The 17,986-nt window shown below is 55.1% G+C and carries 15 protein-coding genes and 1 riboswitch; of the genes, 5 read left to right on the top strand and 10 right to left on the bottom strand.

Features of this window, described 5'->3' with window-relative positions; all coding sequences use genetic code 11:
- Position 1: 1 nt before the first annotated feature.
- Positions 2-1,063: a cobalamin biosynthesis protein CobW gene (gene cobW, locus GVI59_RS07070; protein ID WP_173573606.1), complete on the bottom strand. Its 1,062-nt coding sequence runs from the start codon at positions 1,061-1,063 to the stop codon at positions 2-4.
- Positions 1,060-1,467 (bottom strand): DUF1636 family protein, encoded by a 408-nt coding sequence (locus GVI59_RS07065; protein WP_173573605.1) that lies wholly within the window; start codon positions 1,465-1,467, stop codon positions 1,060-1,062. Before GVI59_RS07065 ends, cobW begins: the two co-directional genes overlap by 4 nt.
- Before the next feature lie 112 nt (positions 1,468-1,579).
- A riboswitch (cobalamin riboswitch) is annotated at positions 1,580-1,804 on the bottom strand.
- A 183-nt stretch (positions 1,805-1,987) separates the two neighbouring features.
- Here GVI59_RS07065 and GVI59_RS19005 point away from each other — a divergent pair.
- The gene (locus GVI59_RS19005; RefSeq protein WP_242013003.1) at positions 1,988-2,245 is read left to right on the top strand and encodes a transposase; all 258 of its coding nucleotides are present in this window, start codon (positions 1,988-1,990) and stop codon (positions 2,243-2,245) included.
- A gap of 877 nt (positions 2,246-3,122) precedes the next feature.
- Entirely contained in the window at positions 3,123-4,367 is a 1,245-nt protein-coding gene (locus GVI59_RS07055; protein ID WP_173573604.1) for a hypothetical protein, read from the top strand.
- A gap of 299 nt (positions 4,368-4,666) precedes the next feature.
- Here the strand turns inward: GVI59_RS07055 and GVI59_RS07050 are convergent, their stop codons facing one another.
- From GVI59_RS07050 to mutY, 4 genes are all read right to left on the bottom strand, one after another.
- Positions 4,667-6,469: an autotransporter outer membrane beta-barrel domain-containing protein gene (locus GVI59_RS07050; RefSeq protein ID WP_173573603.1), complete on the bottom strand. Its 1,803-nt coding sequence runs from the start codon at positions 6,467-6,469 to the stop codon at positions 4,667-4,669.
- A gap of 429 nt (positions 6,470-6,898) precedes the next feature.
- Positions 6,899-7,936, bottom strand: coding sequence for a ferrochelatase (hemH, locus tag GVI59_RS07045; protein WP_173573602.1), 1,038 nt, complete (start codon positions 7,934-7,936; stop codon positions 6,899-6,901).
- 103 nt (positions 7,937-8,039) lie between these two features.
- Positions 8,040-8,672: a hypothetical protein gene (locus tag GVI59_RS07040; RefSeq protein WP_173573601.1), complete on the bottom strand. Its 633-nt coding sequence runs from the start codon at positions 8,670-8,672 to the stop codon at positions 8,040-8,042.
- 49 nt (positions 8,673-8,721) lie between these two features.
- Positions 8,722-9,807 carry an A/G-specific adenine glycosylase gene (mutY, locus tag GVI59_RS07035; RefSeq protein WP_173573600.1) on the bottom strand — a complete coding sequence of 362 codons (1,086 nt, stop codon included), beginning with the start codon at positions 9,805-9,807 and terminating at the stop codon, positions 8,722-8,724.
- Positions 9,808-9,818: 11 nt separating this feature from the next.
- Here mutY and GVI59_RS07030 point away from each other — a divergent pair, with 11 nt between their 5' ends.
- The gene (locus GVI59_RS07030) at positions 9,819-10,319 is read left to right on the top strand and encodes a DUF721 domain-containing protein (protein ID WP_173573599.1); all 501 of its coding nucleotides are present in this window, start codon (positions 9,819-9,821) and stop codon (positions 10,317-10,319) included.
- 187 nt (positions 10,320-10,506) lie between these two features.
- On the top strand, positions 10,507-10,695 hold the full coding sequence (locus GVI59_RS07025; protein ID WP_173573598.1) for a hypothetical protein: 189 nt from the start codon (positions 10,507-10,509) through the stop codon (positions 10,693-10,695).
- Positions 10,696-10,767: 72 nt separating this feature from the next.
- Here GVI59_RS07025 and GVI59_RS07020 read toward each other — a convergent pair whose 3' ends face one another.
- Positions 10,768-12,138, bottom strand: coding sequence for an NAD-dependent succinate-semialdehyde dehydrogenase (locus tag GVI59_RS07020; RefSeq protein ID WP_173573597.1), 1,371 nt, complete (start codon positions 12,136-12,138; stop codon positions 10,768-10,770).
- Between the two features lie 640 nt (positions 12,139-12,778).
- Here GVI59_RS07020 and GVI59_RS07015 point away from each other — a divergent pair.
- Positions 12,779-14,932 carry a catalase gene (locus tag GVI59_RS07015; protein ID WP_242013002.1) on the top strand — a complete coding sequence of 718 codons (2,154 nt, stop codon included), beginning with the start codon at positions 12,779-12,781 and terminating at the stop codon, positions 14,930-14,932.
- 176 nt (positions 14,933-15,108) lie between these two features.
- On the opposite strand, the gene GVI59_RS07010 is transcribed toward GVI59_RS07015, so the two are convergent.
- From GVI59_RS07010 to GVI59_RS19000, 3 genes are all read right to left on the bottom strand, one after another.
- Positions 15,109-16,464: a cytochrome P450 gene (locus GVI59_RS07010; RefSeq protein WP_173573595.1), complete on the bottom strand. Its 1,356-nt coding sequence runs from the start codon at positions 16,462-16,464 to the stop codon at positions 15,109-15,111.
- A 164-nt stretch (positions 16,465-16,628) separates the two neighbouring features.
- Positions 16,629-17,777 carry an LLM class flavin-dependent oxidoreductase gene (locus tag GVI59_RS07005; protein WP_338422081.1) on the bottom strand — a complete coding sequence of 383 codons (1,149 nt, stop codon included), beginning with the start codon at positions 17,775-17,777 and terminating at the stop codon, positions 16,629-16,631.
- Positions 17,778-17,960 (bottom strand): hypothetical protein, encoded by a 183-nt coding sequence (locus GVI59_RS19000; protein WP_242013000.1) that lies wholly within the window; start codon positions 17,958-17,960, stop codon positions 17,778-17,780.
- Between the last annotated feature and the right edge of the window lie 26 nt (positions 17,961-17,986).

The raw sequence follows: 17,986 nt of genomic DNA, 5'->3' as shown, positions 1-17,986 counted from the left end.
ATCAGTGCGCCCGCAAGGCCGTGTCTATGGCTTGGCGATCAAGTCCCTTCTGACCAATGACGACAATCCGTCCGGTGCGGTCCTCACCAGTCAGCGGTCTGTCGAAGGCATGACGCATCCGGCTTCCCACGCCCTGCACCGCCAGCCGCATCGCCTTGCCTTTCACCGCGGCGAAACCCTTGAGACGCAGAATATCGAACTGGACCGCCACTTCAGCCAGACGCTTCACGAAGGCATCCACACTCTCCTGCTCAGGCACTGTGAGGACAAACGAGTCGAAATCATCATGTTCGTGCTCGTCCGCGCCATCATGATGAGACGGGCGAGCAGTGAGATCATCTTCCGCGCTGGCTTCAAGTCCAAGCAGCACGGCCGGGTCAAGTCTGCCTTCAACGGCGCGTAGCATCACCCGCTTACGCGGCAGAAGCGCAGTGATCTCCGCTTCCACGGCTTCCAGCTCTGCCTCATCGAGCAGGTCGGTCTTGTTCAGCACCACCAGATCGGCCGACAGCAGCTGATCCTCAAACACTTCCGCCAGGGGATTGTCGTGATCGAGAGAGGGGTCGGCTGCCTGCTGGGCAGCGATCGCCTCCGGGTCATCAGCAAAACGGCCCGCCGCGACGGCTGGTGTGTCAACGAGCGTGATGACGCCGTCCACTGTCATCCGCGTGCGAATGTCCGGCCAGCCGAACGCCTTGAGCAGCGGCTTCGGCAGAGCAAGGCCCGATGTTTCGATAACAATATGCTCAGGCGGCTGCGGGCGATCAATCAGGGCGCGCATGGTCGGCAGAAAATCGTCGGCAACGGTGCAGCACAGACAACCATTGGTCAGTTCGACGATATCCTCATCCGGGCAGCCTTCAATGCCGCAGGATCGCAGCGTTTCACCATCAATCCCCAGCGAGCCGAACTCGTTGACCACGACGGCGATCCTGCGTCCGTGCGCCTGCGACAGAAGGTTCCGCAGCAGCGTGGTCTTGCCCGCTCCCAGAAAGCCGGTGATCACGGTGACAGGAATCTTCACGCCGACGGCAGGGGTGGACGTTGGGGTTATGGAATTCATGTCGGCTCCTGTGATGTGGGAAGCAAGGCTGGAAAGCGGCCCAGAATCATGTCGTTCAGGGAAGAAGGGCGTTTGGACGGCATGACGGTGCCGGTTTTCGACGCAGCATAAAGACCTGCGTAGGTCAGGATGTCATCGGCCTTTTCGGGGTCGAGACGGCCAAGCAGCCAGACCCATTTTCCGGGCATCGAAATGGTCGCCGTGCAACCGCTGCCACAGGCGGCCAGACACGAGACCGGCTGAAGGATCACCTCCGCCGCGTTGGCCTTATCAAGCAATGTCTCATAGAGTGTGCGTCCAAGCGGCACGGCTTCCGGCGCGGGGCGACGACATGTCACACAGACATGCAGAGTCGGGCGGTCCGCCTGAGTCTCTCTGTTGGGTCCGGCAGGCAGATCATTCATGTCCTGTCCTTGCGTCCTTGCAAAAACAGGGTGCGGTCAGCAAGGCCTCCATGGGGAGGGGGCACACGACAGGCGCAGACCCTCATGATCCGGGCACCCCGCCGGTCCATGACACTCCTTATTCATGACGGCAGGTCTCCTGACTCACGGTCGGGACACACGTCCCGGACTTCCCACGCCTTCCCGGAACTCTCCAGTGGCGATCTCCCGTCGTGGGAGAAAGAGGGGCGTCACAAACCGTCTACAGTTGCGGGGGCAGCGCCGGAGTTGGTGCATGACGACCGCACCGGCTTCCCTTTTCAGTTCCTTTCGGAACACCATCTTCTCTCTGTCTATCGGTGGGACCGGGGCCTGTCAAAGCAGGACCTCACTCCTCCATGGAGGCATGCTGCAGGAAGGCCAAGTATGCCGGAGGTGCGTTCTGATGGACCTGTCGGCACTGTGAAGATTGCAACGCTTTTAAATCTGAATGACGGGTATCCGTGGAAATTCTGAGACTATTCTTCTCCGAAAAGGGAAGATGCATCGGAATGGTTTACGCGACGATCAGTGGAAGCAGATAAAGGATCTTCTGACGGATCGGAAGGTTATGCGGGCGGCACGGCTGCGGACAACCGTCTGTGTGGAGGCCGTGCTGCATCGCGATCGCGTAGATATCCCATGGCGTGACCTTCCTGCCCGGTTCGGTAACTGGAAAAACGTGCGCTGGCGTCTGCGCCGCTGGTATGAAAGCAGTGTTATCGAGCGGATCGTTCGTGATCTTGGCAGCAGATCATGATAACGAATACATAATGAGCGACAGCACGATTGGCCGGGCACATCAGCACAGCCCCGGAGCCCACAAAAAAGGGACACTGATCAGGCGATCCCGTAGCGATCTGACTACAAAAATCCATGCCATTTGTGATGCACTGGACACCCCGGTGAAACCTGCTCTCACACCGGCCAGGATGCTGATATCGCTCAGGCATAACCGCTTCTGGAAAACATCGCCCCCGACGCCTTCCTTGCTGACAGGGCGTATGACACCGACAGATTGATTGATCGGTTGACGCAGCGTGAGATTACTCCAGTCACCCCGCCAGAAAACAAGAGAACGACATAACGGGAAACGGATTGCGTTCTTTACAGGGAGCGAAACCTTGTCGAGCGCTTCTTCAATAAACTCAAACAGTTGCGCGCCATTACAACCCGCAGCGACAAGCTCAAATCCACTTTCCTTTCAGCCGTTCAGTTCGTCTCAGTCATCATCCTGCCTAACTGACAACACGCCGCAGTAGATCGAAAACCGTATAAATGCGCGGCGCAAAACCGGAATGGCTGTTTTCCAACCACTTACTCCATCCCGTTTTATACACGCCAGCCAGCATGAGTGTTTCTGTATTGTCATCGATTCATCGAAAGGGTGCCGTCAATAAACCTCTCTGCTTTGTGAAAATTAACAACAATTAACGCTCCCATTGTTAATACGCTGCTCAATAGAGAAATTTAAATTTTATTAACGAAAGAATAACATTGAAAATGGGCCAAATCAGCAAAAGATCAATCATTTGAAAGATTAGCAAGAAGTTAAATTTATCACTTCTTTTTTCATTTTTTGTTTCTTGTTTACCTTTTTGGGCCTTTGTGGCAAAGCAGTTCATGCAGTTCAAAAAGTGAACACAAACAAGAATACGAGGTTTTCTATGGTCTCGAATGCTTCAGGCAACGCCTATAAGACGATTCTGTTCGATGACGATAATTCATCAGCAAATCTCATATCTGGACAGAGCTACATTGTTCAGAATACAGGCAGCAGCACGGCCGATCTGACCGTCTGGTTCAACAATACAGCCTATATTTTTGGCGATATCGATGTAACTTTAGGTGGCACCGAAAGCAAAATTAGCTATGCCACCTCCTCTGCCGACAACAACCTGACAATTACTGGCGGCAACAATACAATCACAAACTTTGCTGGCACGGTAAACGCTGCCAACTCTGTTGGAAATACATTCGTCGACGCTACTGGCACCCTGTATACGGGAGCTTATACCGGCTTTGTTGACGCTGATGGCGCTACCATTGTAGCTGGGGCCAAATCCCAGTTCATACAATGCACCAACAGTACTATTACGACAGGTTCCGATTCTGTCTTTGATACATTCCAAAACGGAACAATCAATGCTGGCATCAAGACCATCGCAAACGCGATTTCCAGCTCCAATGTTACTCTGGGACGTAACAGTTCCATTGTCACCCTGACCGACAGCAGCCTGACCACGGATGGCACCGGCACGACAGTCGGCGCATTGAAAAACTCCCAGGTCAACTGGTCCACAGATGGCAACGGTGACTTCACATCAGGTGGTTACGGCAGCTTTTATGTTACCGGCTCAATCCAGGGCACGGACTATATTCAGGGCCAGTCCGTTTACGCTTCTTTTGGCACCATGGATTCCACTGCACAACTCAACCTCAATATATGGGGAGCAGGTTCCACCATTACGGGAGGAACAGGGTATCAGTCAGTCACCCAGCAGGGCAGCGGCGCACTAACCTTTATAAGTGCAGCGAACAACACCGGCTCTTTCTCTGCCGTTGGCGGTACCGGTGGCGACACATTCAAGGCTTATAGCAGCATGCAGATGACCGGTGGTTCCGGCACCGGTAATACCTTTGACATCATCAAAACAGCGGCTGGCGCTGCCGATGTCATCCAGGACTTCACTGCTTCCGCTCATAATGTCATTGAGCTTTCCGGTTTCGGTCTCTCACAGTCCGATCTGGGATCCATTCTGAGCAACGCAACAGTGGAAAACTCAGGCACACTGCTGCACATCGACAGCCACACTTCAGTGTTGTTGGCCGATGTGCATGATACCAGCTCCCTGCAGGCTGGTAGCTTCAAGCTTTCCTGAGTCCACTCTTTATAATAAAAGGTTTCTGCTGAGTCTGACTTCAGCAGAAACCTTTTTCAGAATCACAACAAAACAGTCATTATAGCCACGATAGACTTATTGCGATTCCGAAAATTTCTTTTCAAAAAAGCTATTTTGGACATTCTACGCAAAACACTAATCAACATTATTTATTAAAAACCATTCGCTCAACATGACTTCCGAACCATGAAATTATGGATACCCCCTATCTTTGAAGGAGGTTTTCTCTTCAATTCCACTGGCATTTCATCAATTGATGCCATTCAGTTTCTCTTCCATCATGCAAGATAGAGAGTGATATTATCACTTCCAGACGCCCCAAGGAATGTCACTGAATTACCGTCCGCCAGACCAACAACAAAATTTCCATTGATAACTTTTTCGGATGTCACACCCATAATACCGAAATTGGCATCCGCGTTCACAAGCGCGCCAGAGACAGTCACATTTCCTGTCTGATCACCTGCAATCAGAATATGATCGACTCCTTTGGTCACGTCGATTTGTAAAGCACCTGAGCCAGCGGTCGAAAGATCCAGACCTCCTGAACCCACCACAATGCTGACTGCTCCAGATCCTGTCGTCACATCCAGATGCCTGGCTCCCCCCGTAACTGTTCCTGAGGCATCTGAAGAAGCAAGCTGCATGACTTTCAGAGTAGCACTGCCAGAGCCTGTATCCTGAACATCAAATGTGCCGGTTCCTGTTACGTAAAACTCGGCATCCCCAGAGCCGGCATCATTGAAGCTTGTCGTACCTGCAGCACTCCATACCGAGACTGTTCCCTGATTTTGGGCGATAACGGTATTTGTGCCGCCGTTCAGAGCAATCACTCCATTGATAACGTCAATATTGTTCGCACCTGAAAGAGTGCTGGTCACAGAAATAGACGACTCATCTATCTGACTTGCTGTGCTGGTTGCATCAGTTCCACTCGACAGGCCCGTTTCTTTCGTATCCGTGGTAGTCGCGCTCTGGTCTGTCGAAGTCATCAGGTCCTGCGCTGCATTCACCGTCGCTGTACCTGCCGCCACACTATCTTCGCCTGTCGAAGTGACTGCGCTGGAAGCTGTCGATGCAAGCCACGCAACACCATAACTCGCCTGTGGCAGCACAGCGGCATTTAACGATCCGGCATCAACTGCAGTAGAAGAAGGCACTCCCTGCGCATTCACCTGATCCTGCATTGCAGAAATGTCGACACCACCACCCAGAACAGCGGAACCGTTAGTAATGGACGTAGCAGAAGTTTTTCCCGGGTTTGCGTAGATAGCAACTGGCGCAGTATTTTTCTGATCAGAAGAAATTTTTGCAGCGATTTCCTCAGAGTCACCGGTAATGGAGTGATCTTCCTGAGTAATCTGCAAGGAAGCCTGATTGCTGCCATCCACATTTCCAGATTGCGACAGGCTCATCGCACCTGTCGCAGCAGCATCACCGATGGACAACATATTGGCGGTCGGATTCTCAGCGGTTGTCGTCAGAGCGGAATCGGAAGTAATGACTGCCGATTGCTGCCTGCTGGCCTCTTCATCAGTTCCCATCACGAAGCTATCGCTGATTGCACGGGTTTCCTGGGGAAGCGAGAAGAGAACACTTGGCAGAACGACTATGGTTCCACTGTAAAGATTTGAAGTCTGATCATTGGAAATCGAAGCTGAGTAGGCCACTGTTTCGGCAGAGGCTATTTCTTTGGAAGCCGAGATCGTAACCGCACGAAGAGCGGTCTGGACGTCCGCTACCATTCCCTTGATCGTCAACTGATCAGTGCCGCTTCCTGACACCAGCACATCATCAGAAGTTGACGCCACCAGATCAGCATCTTCGCCGGGAATGGACAGGCTGACCGTAACAGGCAGATCATCCGATCCCGAAATCACGGCCGAAGAAAATGGGAAATCACTCTCTCTTTCCGAGCCAGACGACGAAGGCAGACCACTGAGTGTCGGTGTAACAGCAGATACATCTGCCAGCTTCAGAGCATCATCAAATGAAGAGGTTCCGTACTGGTCCGTCTCCATTGAAGCTTCACTCGTGTTTTTCTCGAGTTTGACAGAAGCATTATGACTGATGTTGCTCATGAATTCACATTCCATCAGCACTCCATCCTATTCCATCTGCAAGTTTTTCATCGACAGATGCAACATCATGGGTGCGGCATTCGGGAGCCGAACAATTGCCCGGCGACAGAGCCCTGACGTTAAGAAAAATTGGTTAACAAACTCTGCACAAACCCTTAAAGTCTCTCGGAAAATAAGAACAAACACAGAATAAATTGACTTATTTACTTTATAATTTTTATAAAAATAGAATATTATAAAAAATAATACAAAAACAACCAAAAGATGACTGTCTTAGAAACAATACTTTCTTCGCGGTTGGATCAGTCAGGCTCTTCTCAAGACAAGAATGCCCTGTCTCCAGATTTCAATGCAAATTCACTGAAACGCGGGACAGGAACAAACAAACTCCGACCAGCACACAAATCCCTGCTGGCCAGAAGACAATTTTCAGGTTGCCACCCAACCGCACAATTCGGAACGGGCAAGATGTTCCAGAAGATCGATGGCTTGCGGACAGGCGTTCAGACACGGAACAAGCGTCAACTCCTTCCCTCCCGCCGCCATGAACTCATCTCTCAATTCATTGCCAAGCTCGTCCAGCGTCTCAATACAATCTGCCATGAAACCGGGAGTGATGATGGCGACACGCGTAATGCCTTTCGCGGGCAACGCCGCAACAAACGGAGCCGTATAAGGTTCCAGCCATTTCGCTGGCCCAAAACGCGACTGAAATGTCAAAGGCATCTCTTCATCTGACATGCCCAGAACTGCCCGCAGCGCCACGACTGTGCGCTCACAGTCTTCACGATACGGGTCGCCCTTGGCGACATACTCGTTCGGCAAACCGTGAAAAGACGTCACGACCATCTGTGGCTTCTCAGACAAACCCGACAGGGCAAGCTGCAACGTCTCGGCAAGCGCCTTGATATAGACTGGATCATCCGCAAACGCTGGCAGAGTGCGGATGGCCGGTTGCCGCCTTACCGTCATCAGGAAACGGAACAGCTGATCGTTCGCTGTCGCCGTCGTCGTCGCGCTGTACTGCGGATAAAGCGGCATGAAAAGGATGCGATCACACCCGTCACGCATCAGCTCCGTTACAGCCTCGGCCACCGAAGGAGAACCATACCGCATGCCCCAACCGACCCTGACATCATCCGTCTGAAACCGCTCCGCCAGCAATTCCGCCTGTGCCCGGGTATAAGTGCGCAGGGGGCTTTCATTTTTTTCTTCGTTCCAGATCCGCTTGTAGGCCTTGCCACTGCGGCCCGGTCGGACTGTCAGAACAACTCCCTGCAATATCGGCTGCCAGAGTGCGGGGTTGGCCTCGATCACACGCTGATCGGAGAGAAACTCCGACAGGTAACGACGCACCGCACCAAAATTGGTGTCATCCGGCGTCCCTAGATTGGTAAGCAGAACACCAATGCGTCCACGCCCCATGGGAGCGACAGCTTCTTCGGATGTGACGTGAATAAAGGCCATGAACACCACCGGACAGTACATCCGACATGATGGCCGGAATAGGAAAGACAGTTAACAGGCCGGGACAGATCACCTCCGGGGCGCTGCCTCCAGCCTTGTGCGATTATTGTGCTTTTCTGGTCGCCGTGATGGTTGTTTCCGGCTCTGTCGCTGTCGCGGGCAAGACCAGAGAAGCCGTTTCACCCGGTGACAGTTCGCCCATCCGGGCGAGCAGATCGCCCCCGACCTCCAGCGAATAGGGCCGTCCGGCAATCTGCACGCGCAGTCCCGTCAGAGGCTGCGGCGCAGGCGCGACGAGACCATGATGATCTGTCAGTTCTATGCCGGAGGCAGGAAACAGACTTCTGGCCGTATAGAAAGGCATGGGTGAAAACAGAATCCCCTCCCCTCGTCCCGGAGCCCCAAGCACGACACTCCCATCCTGCCGGGTGGCGATGAAACCGCCCCGCGCGTCGGCATAAGGCCCTTCGCTGTCAAGAATCCGGAAGGCGAGCGCCGCGCCCTGCTCCATGACAGGCTCGATCCGCGGAAGAGGCATCGGGCGCGTTTCACGCTTGAGCAGCACAAAAGGATCATCGCTCCGCGCAGGATCGATTCCGAAGATCAGCCCCGGCAGACCGTTGGGCAGATCGGCGGGAGCGCGGGCCACCATCCGGTCATCGAGGGCATCGTTATGCAGAAACCGACCGTAGCTGTCGTAAAGCCAGATTTCATCAGCACGCGGTGTCTCCGCCACACTTCTCTCCTTGCCGTCATTCCTTCCCCTATCCGGGGAAGCGCGATCGTCAGTCAGACCCTTTTACACCAGTTTTCACGCATTTCCGCATGAGCGAAGAAAGCGCAAGTCCGTCCACCTTTTCAAGCGCGACTGGAAAACCTTCTTCTTCACGAGGATTGGGCAGGCTGTTTACCCGCGCCGCATACACATCAATCAGTAGCGTAAAATGCGTAAACACGTGCTTGACCGATCCCACACACATCCATTGCGGAACACGGAGCGCCTCGGAAGCGCGATCGGCAAAGGGAGCGACCTCCACCACCTCATCCACGTTCCACGGCTTCTCCCGCCACTCCGGTCCGGGCAGTTCTATCGTCCCCCCCAGCAGCCCCTGAGGCGGACGTCGTCTGACCAGAACCTGATCAGCTTCGTCCATCAGCAGGAAATGCACGCCATGGCGGGTCGGGCGCTCGGCTTTGGGAGTCTTTTTCGGTAACTCCGCCTGTATGCCAAGTTTCCGCGCCTTGCAGGACTTCTGCCACGGACAGAGCACGCAGGCGGGAGAACGCGGCACGCAGAGCGTGGCGCCAAGGTCAAACAAGGCCTGCGCGAAATCCGATGGCCGCCGATGCGCCTCCGGACCAGCATTCAGAGTCACGGCCTTTGCCGCCAGTTGCTTCCTCGCCCCCGGCATCGGCTCCTGTACGGCGAAGATACGGGCTGAAATCCGCTCCACATTCCCATCGACAGGAACAACCGGAACGCCGAAGGCAATCGCCGCTATGGCCGCCGCGGTATAGGCTCCAATGCCCGGCAACGCCTGCAAACCGGTGACGTCACGAGGAAATCCTCCCAGACGAACCACCTCCTCCGCGCAGCGATGCAGATTGCGGGCACGGGAGTAGTAACCCAGCCCTGACCACGCCTGCAGCACCTCATCCACCGGAGCTCGGGCGAGCGCTTCAATATCAGGGAACCGTTTGAGAAAATTATGGTAGTAAGGAATGACCGCAGTGACCGTTGTCTGCTGCAGCATGATCTCACTGATCCAGACATGGTAGGGATCAGCCGTCTCACCCGGCAGGGCGCGCCAAGGGAGGGTTCTGCGATTATGATCGTACCATGCGAGAAGATCTGAGTCTGAGGGAATCACGGAGCCAGTTTATGAAACCCGCACGACCAGCACGCAAGAGCGAGACAGGAACAGCCGAGCCACCGCGTCGCTCCTTCAAGCCACGCGATCTGGGCAGCATGATCCCCACTCTGACACGGGAAGCCTTCCGCAGGCGCTCGCCCGCAAGCGTGACGCTGTTCATCGACTGGATGCAGATTGTGGGGGAATCACTCGGAACACGGACCGAGCCGCGCAAACTGTCGGCCGGCACACTGACCATTGCCTGCCGTGGTCCTGTGGCCATGGAAATCCAGCACATGCAGACCGCCCTCATCGACCGGATCAACACATGGTGCGGACAGAGGATCGTTGAACGACTCAAGATGACGCAGGATTTCCAGCCCTCCAGCCAGACATCGGGCCGACCAGCCCGTCGCACGCCCCCCAATGTGCAACCTGTCATTGTCGACGATATGCCGGAAGGACCGCTGCGGGACGCTCTTGAGGCGCTCGGCACCCGCCTTGCCGAACGCAACGCCACCCGGAAATAGCCCCGAAGCTGCGCTGCTTCCGCCCTGAAAGGGACACGATTCTGGTATTACAGAATCACAGGGCCGAAGTGCAGATAATTTACTTTCGAATCATGGGGACGTGAGAGAAGAGCCCACAATGAACTGCCTGGCGTTTCTTCCGGGTACGAATCACTGACCTTATGAAGAACCCCGGAAACCAGGTTTTATGAAAGACTCTCCCGAAACACACGAGCCGGATCTGCAGGCGGATCGTGACTTCCTCATCCGCTGGCGACAGGCATCGGCGCGGGACACGGCCATCATGCTGCGCGCCAGCCTGCTGCGCCGCACCAATCCCGAACTGGTCAAAGCCGTGGAAAAACAGGCCAAGCCGTCACTTTCGACCGTAGACTGATCCCTCGGATCCTAACGAAAACAGGGGCCTTTCGGCCCCTGCTCATTCCGACTGCGTTATCCCGCACTGTGCTTATGGAATGCAGACCAACTTGCGGTTGATGAACTCCTCGATGCCGAACTCGGAGAGCTCCCGGCCATAACCGGAGTTCTTGATCCCGCCGAACGGCATCTCGGGACCGCCGCCGCCCATCGCATTGATGAACACCATGCCTGTCTCGATCCGCTCTGCGACACGCCAGCCACGCTCGGTGTCCTTCGTATAGACCGAACCGCCCAGTCCGAACGGCGAGTCATTGGCCAGAGCAATGGCCTCTTCCTCATCGCGCACACGGTAGATCGAAGCGATCGGACCAAAGATCTCCTTGTAGAAGATCGGATTGTCCTTCGTGATATCGGTCAGGATACCGGCCTGAATGAAGAAGCCTTCCCGGTTGAGGCGCACGCCCCCCGTCAGAAGCCTGGCTCCGCCTTTGACAGCGATATCCACCTGTTCCAGCACGAGGTTCATGGCGTTTTCGCTGCTCATCGGACCGTGTGAGTTGTCCTTGTCCAGCGGATCGCCATAACGGAACTCGCTGATCGCGGTCTTCAGACGCTCGGTGAATTCGTCCGCAATGCTATCGTGAACGATCATGCGCTTCGCAGCCGTGCAGACCTGCCCGTTATTCTCAAAGCGGCCAAAGATAGCGTTTTTGACGGTCAGATCCAGATCGGCATCTTCCAGCACGATGAACGCATCCGTGCCGCCGAGTTCCATGGTGCTCTTCTTCAGAGCCTTGCCGGCCTGCGACGCCACAGCGCTGCCTGCGCGCTCACTGCCCGTCAGGGCCACGCCACAGACTTCCGGACGCTCGATCAGCTTTTCCGACTGGTCGTTGCTGATGAACAGGTTGGTGTAAGCGCCTTCCGGAGCGCCTGCGTCGATGAAGAGCTGCTCGAACGCCAGCGCGCACTGCGGCACCGTCGGGGCGTGCTTCACCATGACCGTGTTGCCCGCCATAAGGTTTGGCGCAGCCACGCGGGCAAGCTGGTAATACGGATAGTTCCACGGCTCGACGCAATAGATCACACCAAGAGACTGGCTGATGACCTGCGCCTTGCTACAGGATGTCCTGATGTCTTTGGGGGCCAGGAACTGCTGGGCGTTGTCTGCGTAATAATCGAGAATATCGGCGGAAAACTCTATCTCACCAATGGATTCACCGATGGATTTGCCCATCTCGGTGGCGATCAGGGACGCGTGCTTTTCCTTGTCGCGGCGCAGGGCTTCTGCTGCGGCCTTGACGATCTTCCGACGTTCCTCGAAGGAACGATGACGCCAGTCATCTCTCCACAGGCCATGAGCTTTTTCCAGCCTGGCGATCATCTCAGCGTCAGTATGCTCGTCAAAAGTCTTCTCGACCTTGCCCGTAGTCGGGTTGAGTGTCTTGTAGGCAGACATGACGATCTCTCCTCTCTGATATCCGGATAGCAATCCTTACCCGAGCCGAAAGCGGGTGTGCCGCGGCATACTCCAATGATTTTTTCAAAACGGAAAGGGGCCGGAGAAGGCTTTTGCCATTATTTGTTGCGATCCCGTACCGGAGGCAGATCACCCGGAGCCCAGAAAATTCTCTTCCTTATTTTAAGAATCAGGTTCTTTTCCAATCAGAGAAAGGAAAACCAACCTCTGAATATTACCGAAAACACACACCCTTCTCATTTTCCAGAGTGTTATCCCCCTGAGCCGGACGTCACATCGCACCGCACAAAACGAGCGAACAGTATCGTGATGCAAACGCAGACATACGTTATCAATCTCGAACGTCGTGCTGATCGCAGGGACGTTTTCTTCCGCAACACCGCCACATGCACGATGCGCACATCTTTACAGTGGTGGGCGGCTGGCCACCTTCCCTGTCTGGCGATGTCCTGAATAACAGGTCCATTGCATTCCCGATAATGTGTTGAACTGAAATATCAGACAGGGAACCCGGTCCCCCACCAATCGTTTGAATATAGTGTACGCGGTCACCCTGCCCCTGTTTCCGGGAGCGGGATGAGATGATCCGCTTTTCTTTTCAGATCTGATGGAGGCATTCATGCCTAAGGACACAAGTCCTACACCGAGCGTCGATAACGGATTGCATGATCATCCCCCCGGTGCCGGACATGTCAAAACAAAAGACACGGTCGCTCCGGGTGGCGAACTTCAGCAGACCATCGCGCATGATGGTGACCATTCTGATGGCGTCGCTCATCTGACCGACAATTTCGGCCACCGGATTTCGGACAATGAAAACTCCCTGAAGGCGGGCAAACGCGGACCGACCCTGCTGGAAGATTTCATTCTTCGCGAAAAGATTTTCCACTTCGATCACGAACGTATTCCTGAGCGCATCGTGCACGCCAGAGGCTCAGGCGCGCATGGCGTGTTCGAATGCACCAAAGCCATCCCCGAGCTGACGAAGGCGTCGATCTTTCAGAAGGTCGGCGCAACCTGTCCCGTCTTCACCCGCCTCTCCACAGTGACAGGCGGCGCGGGCTCTGTAGACACCCCTCGCGATGTCCGGGGTTTTGCCGTCAAGTTCTACACCGACAGCGGTAACTGGGATCTGGTTGGCAACAACATTCCTGTCTTCTTCATTCAGGATGCCATAAAGTTTCCGGACCTTGTGCACAGCGTAAAGATGGAAGCTGATCGGGGTTATCCGCAGGCTGCGACCGCCCATGATACGTTCTGGGACTTTGTCAGCCTGATGCCCGAATCACTGCACACGGTCATGTGGGCCATGTCCGATCGCGGCATTCCACGCTCCCTCCGCATGATTGAAGGGTTCGGCGTCCACACCTTCCGGCTTGTGAATGAGAAAGGCGAAGGCAAATTCGTCAAGTTCCACTGGAAACCGGTACTCGGCATTGAATCGACCACATGGGACGAGGCCGTAAAAATCGCCGGCGCCAACCCGGATTTCCATCGTCAGGACCTCTTTGAGGCCATCAGTCAGGGCGATTTCCCGGCATGGGATCTGGGGATACAGGTGTTCGATGAAGCCTGGGCCGCCAAGCAGCCATATGATGTGCTGGACGCCACGAAGCTGATTCCGGAAGAAGATATTCCCGTCGAAATCATCGGTCGCATGACGCTCAATCGGAATGTGGACAACTTCTTCGCGGAGACCGAGCAGGTCGCCTTCATGCCGACCAATATCATTCCCGGCATCGACTTCTCCAATGATCCGCTGTTGCAGGGACGTCTGTTCTCCTATCTCGACACGCAGAAATCCCGTCTGGGGACAACAAACTTTCATCAGATCCCGATCAATGCGGCCAAATGTCCGTTCAGCAACTTCCAGCGGGATGGCATGATGCAGACGCTCGTGCCGGTCGGCCGCGCCAATTATGAGCCGAACAGTCTGGCGGAAGCAGGAGAGACCGGTGGTCCACGCGCCTGCCCGACAACGGGTTTCAGGACCTTCGAGGAAAACGCCGAAGACAATGATCCGACGCGGAAGGTCCGCATCCGTTCGGAAACCTTCGCGGATCATTACAGCCAGCCGCGCATGTATTATCGCTCCCTCACGGAAAGCGAACAGGCCCATACGGCGTCGTCCATTGTCTTCGAACTGTCTAAGGTCCAGATTCCGCACGTTCGGGAGCGGGTTGTGGCCCAGTTGCGCAATGTTGACGAATCCCTCGCCAAACGGGTTGCGACAGGTCTGGCCATAGAACTGCCTGAGAAGGCCAAAGCCGCCAAAGAACCTGTTGACCTGCGGATTTCTGATGCGCTTTCCATCCAGAAACAGGCCAAGAACACGCTGAAAGGTCGTCAGATCGGAATCCTGTTCGCAGAAGGTTCGGATCTGGCCGAAATCCAAAAGTTCAAGGATCTGATCGAAGGGAAAGGCGGCACAGCGGTTCTCGTCGCTCCCAAGGTCGGAGGTATTCCCGTCAAGGGCGGCACGCTTGAGGCCGACGGTCTGCTCGCCGGATCGCCATCAGTGCTTTTCGATGGAATCATCTCCATCCTGATGCCCGATCAGGCCAGGAAACTGTCGCATGATTCTGCGGCAGTGCAGTGGTTCATGGATGCTTACACCCACTGCAAGACGATCGCGCACTGCAAAGGAACGCAGGTCATTCTCGACCGGGCTGGCATTGAAAAGGACGACGGAGTTGTTCCACTCGACGAGTTCGAGAAGGTCGGCGTGAAACGTCACTGGGCGCGTGAGCCAAAAGTGCGTGATCTTGCGTAAAACCGTGTAGTTTTTCCGGGTTTTGCCTTGCGCCTCACAAAGGGACACAGTCCCTTTGATCCCGGCCCACTTTCACAACAAAGGGGCAGAGCCAGACTCTGTCTCTTTGTTTGTACAATATATAGTCATGCAAAATATTCTGACCAAACAATCGCTTTTCTAAAGTGGCCGTTCCCTTAGTTATTGCCCTGACGCCGGGAGAACCGGAACAACGCGGAACGTGACGGGCGCGTGGAAAGAACTCCAACCGGCAGAACGGGTTTGTCGTCCACAGCCGTAAAACGGTACAACTGAACGAGCCGGGCAAGAACGAGAACAGCCTCGGTCATAGCCAGTTGCGCCCCGATGCAGACATGCGGTCCCGCGCCAAATGGCAGGAACGTAAAGCGCTCCGGCTCCTTTCCATTCAGGAAGCGGTCCGGATCGAACGCCGCAGGATTTTTCCAGAGTTCAGGATTTCTGTGCAGCATCCAGAAAGGTAACAGCATCATCGCGCCGTCTGGTATGGACTGCCCGCAAAGCTCAACATCGCTGACCGCTTCACGTCCGGTCATGAATGCTGGTGGGAAAAGCCTCAACGCCTCCCGCACCACAGCCGTCGTGACTGGCAGATGCGGCAAGGCAGCAGCAGCGTGATCAGGTGACAGATCAGTGTGCTGCACCTCCTGCGCTATGGCGTCCTGCCACTCAGGCGCGCTTGCCAGCAGCCAGACAGCCCAGAACAGAGCGGTTGCCGTTGTCTCATGTCCCGCCACAATCATCGTGGCGACTTCGTCCACCACTGCTTGACCCGCAATGCCGCCTTCTTCCCCGAACGCCTGCATCAGGAGGTCAAAAAGATCGCGCGCTTCATCCTGCGTCCCGATCTTCGGCCGTTCGGCAATAATCGCTTCAATCAACGCCACCCAGCGGCGACGGAAGCGTTTCCTCCGCCAGTCCGTCAACGTCGGCACTGATGGCGGCAAAAGGAAATCCGCCGGACGCGGCTGACCGATCCCGGCCATGAAGGACGTCACCATCGCCCGCAATTTGGCGCCGAATGTTGCGCTGGTCATCGAAAACATCGTCACGGCGGCAATATCGAGCGCGAGAGTCTGGGTCAGGGCAAAAACATCGACCGGCTGCTCCGTGCTGACATGCGGCAGCGTCGTATCCGCACAGGCCGCAATATGTCTGGCCAGTGTCGGCACCGTCCTCGGGGTGAAAGCCGGCGCCATCGCTCGCCGCTGATGACGCCAGACAGCCCCCTCACTGACCAGAATGCCATCACCCACAATAGGGCTGAGCACACGCCGCCCCATGCGCAGCCGCTGAAACGATGTCGCATCCGTGGAGAGCACCGCTTTGATGGCCTCAGGTCCGGCGGCGACCACCAGAGGTCTGCCCAGCGCACGCAGCGACAGGACAGGCTCATAAAAACAGCGTGCCGGAAAGGCTCCAAATCCGTTCTGTTTCAGACGGAACAGGACGCCGAGGCCCGTGATATCGTCCGGTGGCAGGTGTGGCATGGAAGGGAAGAAAAGAGCAGCCATCCATGCGAAATAACGGGAAACTGAAGAAACGGCCAGTCTGTGAGAAGTGCAGACAGGTATGTCCGGACGTCAATAGCGCCAGTCTCTGTCTGACGTTGGCGGAACAGCAGATCACAGCGGCTATTCCGTCAAAGGAAAACCGCTGCATGTCTCGAAAACTGAAATCAACCGACCTGTTTGCGATCGACAGCATAGCGATTGACGGGAACGGAAAGACCTAGATTTTCTCGAAATGTTTCATGTTCATATTCCCGCCTGAACAGACCACGTTCCTGCAGGATCGGGATGACATGTTGAACAAAAAGATCCAGTTGTCCCGGCAGAGGTTCAAAGAGAACAAAACCATCCGCACCACCGGTTTCAAACCAGTTCTGCAAGGCGTCAGCAACCTGCGCTGGCGTGCCAACAAAATCGCCCCGAGGCGTGGCAAGCTCGCGTGCAATCTGCCTGATACTCAAGTTATCTTTTCTGACCCGTTTAAGAATACGTTGTGAGGCGCTCTGGTTGCTTTCATTGCCGATCTGTTCGACTTCGGGAAAAGGTCCGTCAAGATCGTACTGCCTGAAGTCATGATCGTTGAACGAACGTGAGAGAAAACCAAGACCGGTATCGATGGAGGTTAAAGCAACCAGTTCCTGATAGCGTACCTCCGCTTCTTCTTCGGTCAAGCCGACAATAGGTGCCGCGCCGGGCAGAATGAAAGGCAGATCGTCTTTCCGACCCAACTTGCGCGCACGGGCCTTGAGATCGGCGTAATAAAGACGCGCCTCGTCCAGATCAGCAGGACCGCAGAAAACGGCTTCCGCGTGACGTGCAGCAAAATCACGTCCGGTCTCCGACGCTCCCGCCTGAAAAATGACCGGCTGGCCCTGAGGCGATCGGTCAATATTCAGAGGACCACGGACCTGAAAATGGGAACCAGAATGATCCAGCTTGTGCAGCTTCTCAGGATTTACAAACAGACCGCTGGCTTTATCGCCAACCAGCGCATCATCCTCCCAGCTGTCCCACAGTCCCTGTACGGTTTCCAGATGTTCCGCCGCGATGCGGTAGCGTTCACTATGGGCAGGATGCTCCTTTCGACCAAAATTTGCAGCCGTATCACTCAGCCATGAAGTGACGACGTTCCAGCCGGCCCGACCATGACTGATATGGTCAAGGGAGGCGAACTGCCGCGCCACATTGAACGGCTCCGTATAGCTCACACTCAGCGTGCCAACGAGACCGATATGATCGGTGACAGCAGCCAACGACGACAGAATGGTGAGCGGCTCGAAACGGTTGAGATAATGCGGGCTGGATTTTTCATTGATTTACAGACTGTCAGCAACAAAAAGAAAATCGAACTTCCCTTTTTCCGCAAGCTGAGCCTGCTTGCGATAGAAAGAAAAGTTTGTGCTGGCCCTTACATCCCGTTCCGGATGGCGCCAGTCGTCCCATGTACGCCCCACGCCATGCAGAATGAAGCCAAGTTTGATCTTGCGTTTCTGTGTCATTTTATCACTTTTCACAGCAGGAAATG

Origin of the sequence: Acetobacter sicerae (assembly GCF_011516765.1) — a bacterium.
Taxonomy (GTDB): domain Bacteria; phylum Pseudomonadota; class Alphaproteobacteria; order Acetobacterales; family Acetobacteraceae; genus Acetobacter; species Acetobacter sicerae.
Note: the sequence above shows the minus strand (reverse complement) of the source record. Positions and strands in the feature narration are given on the sequence as shown.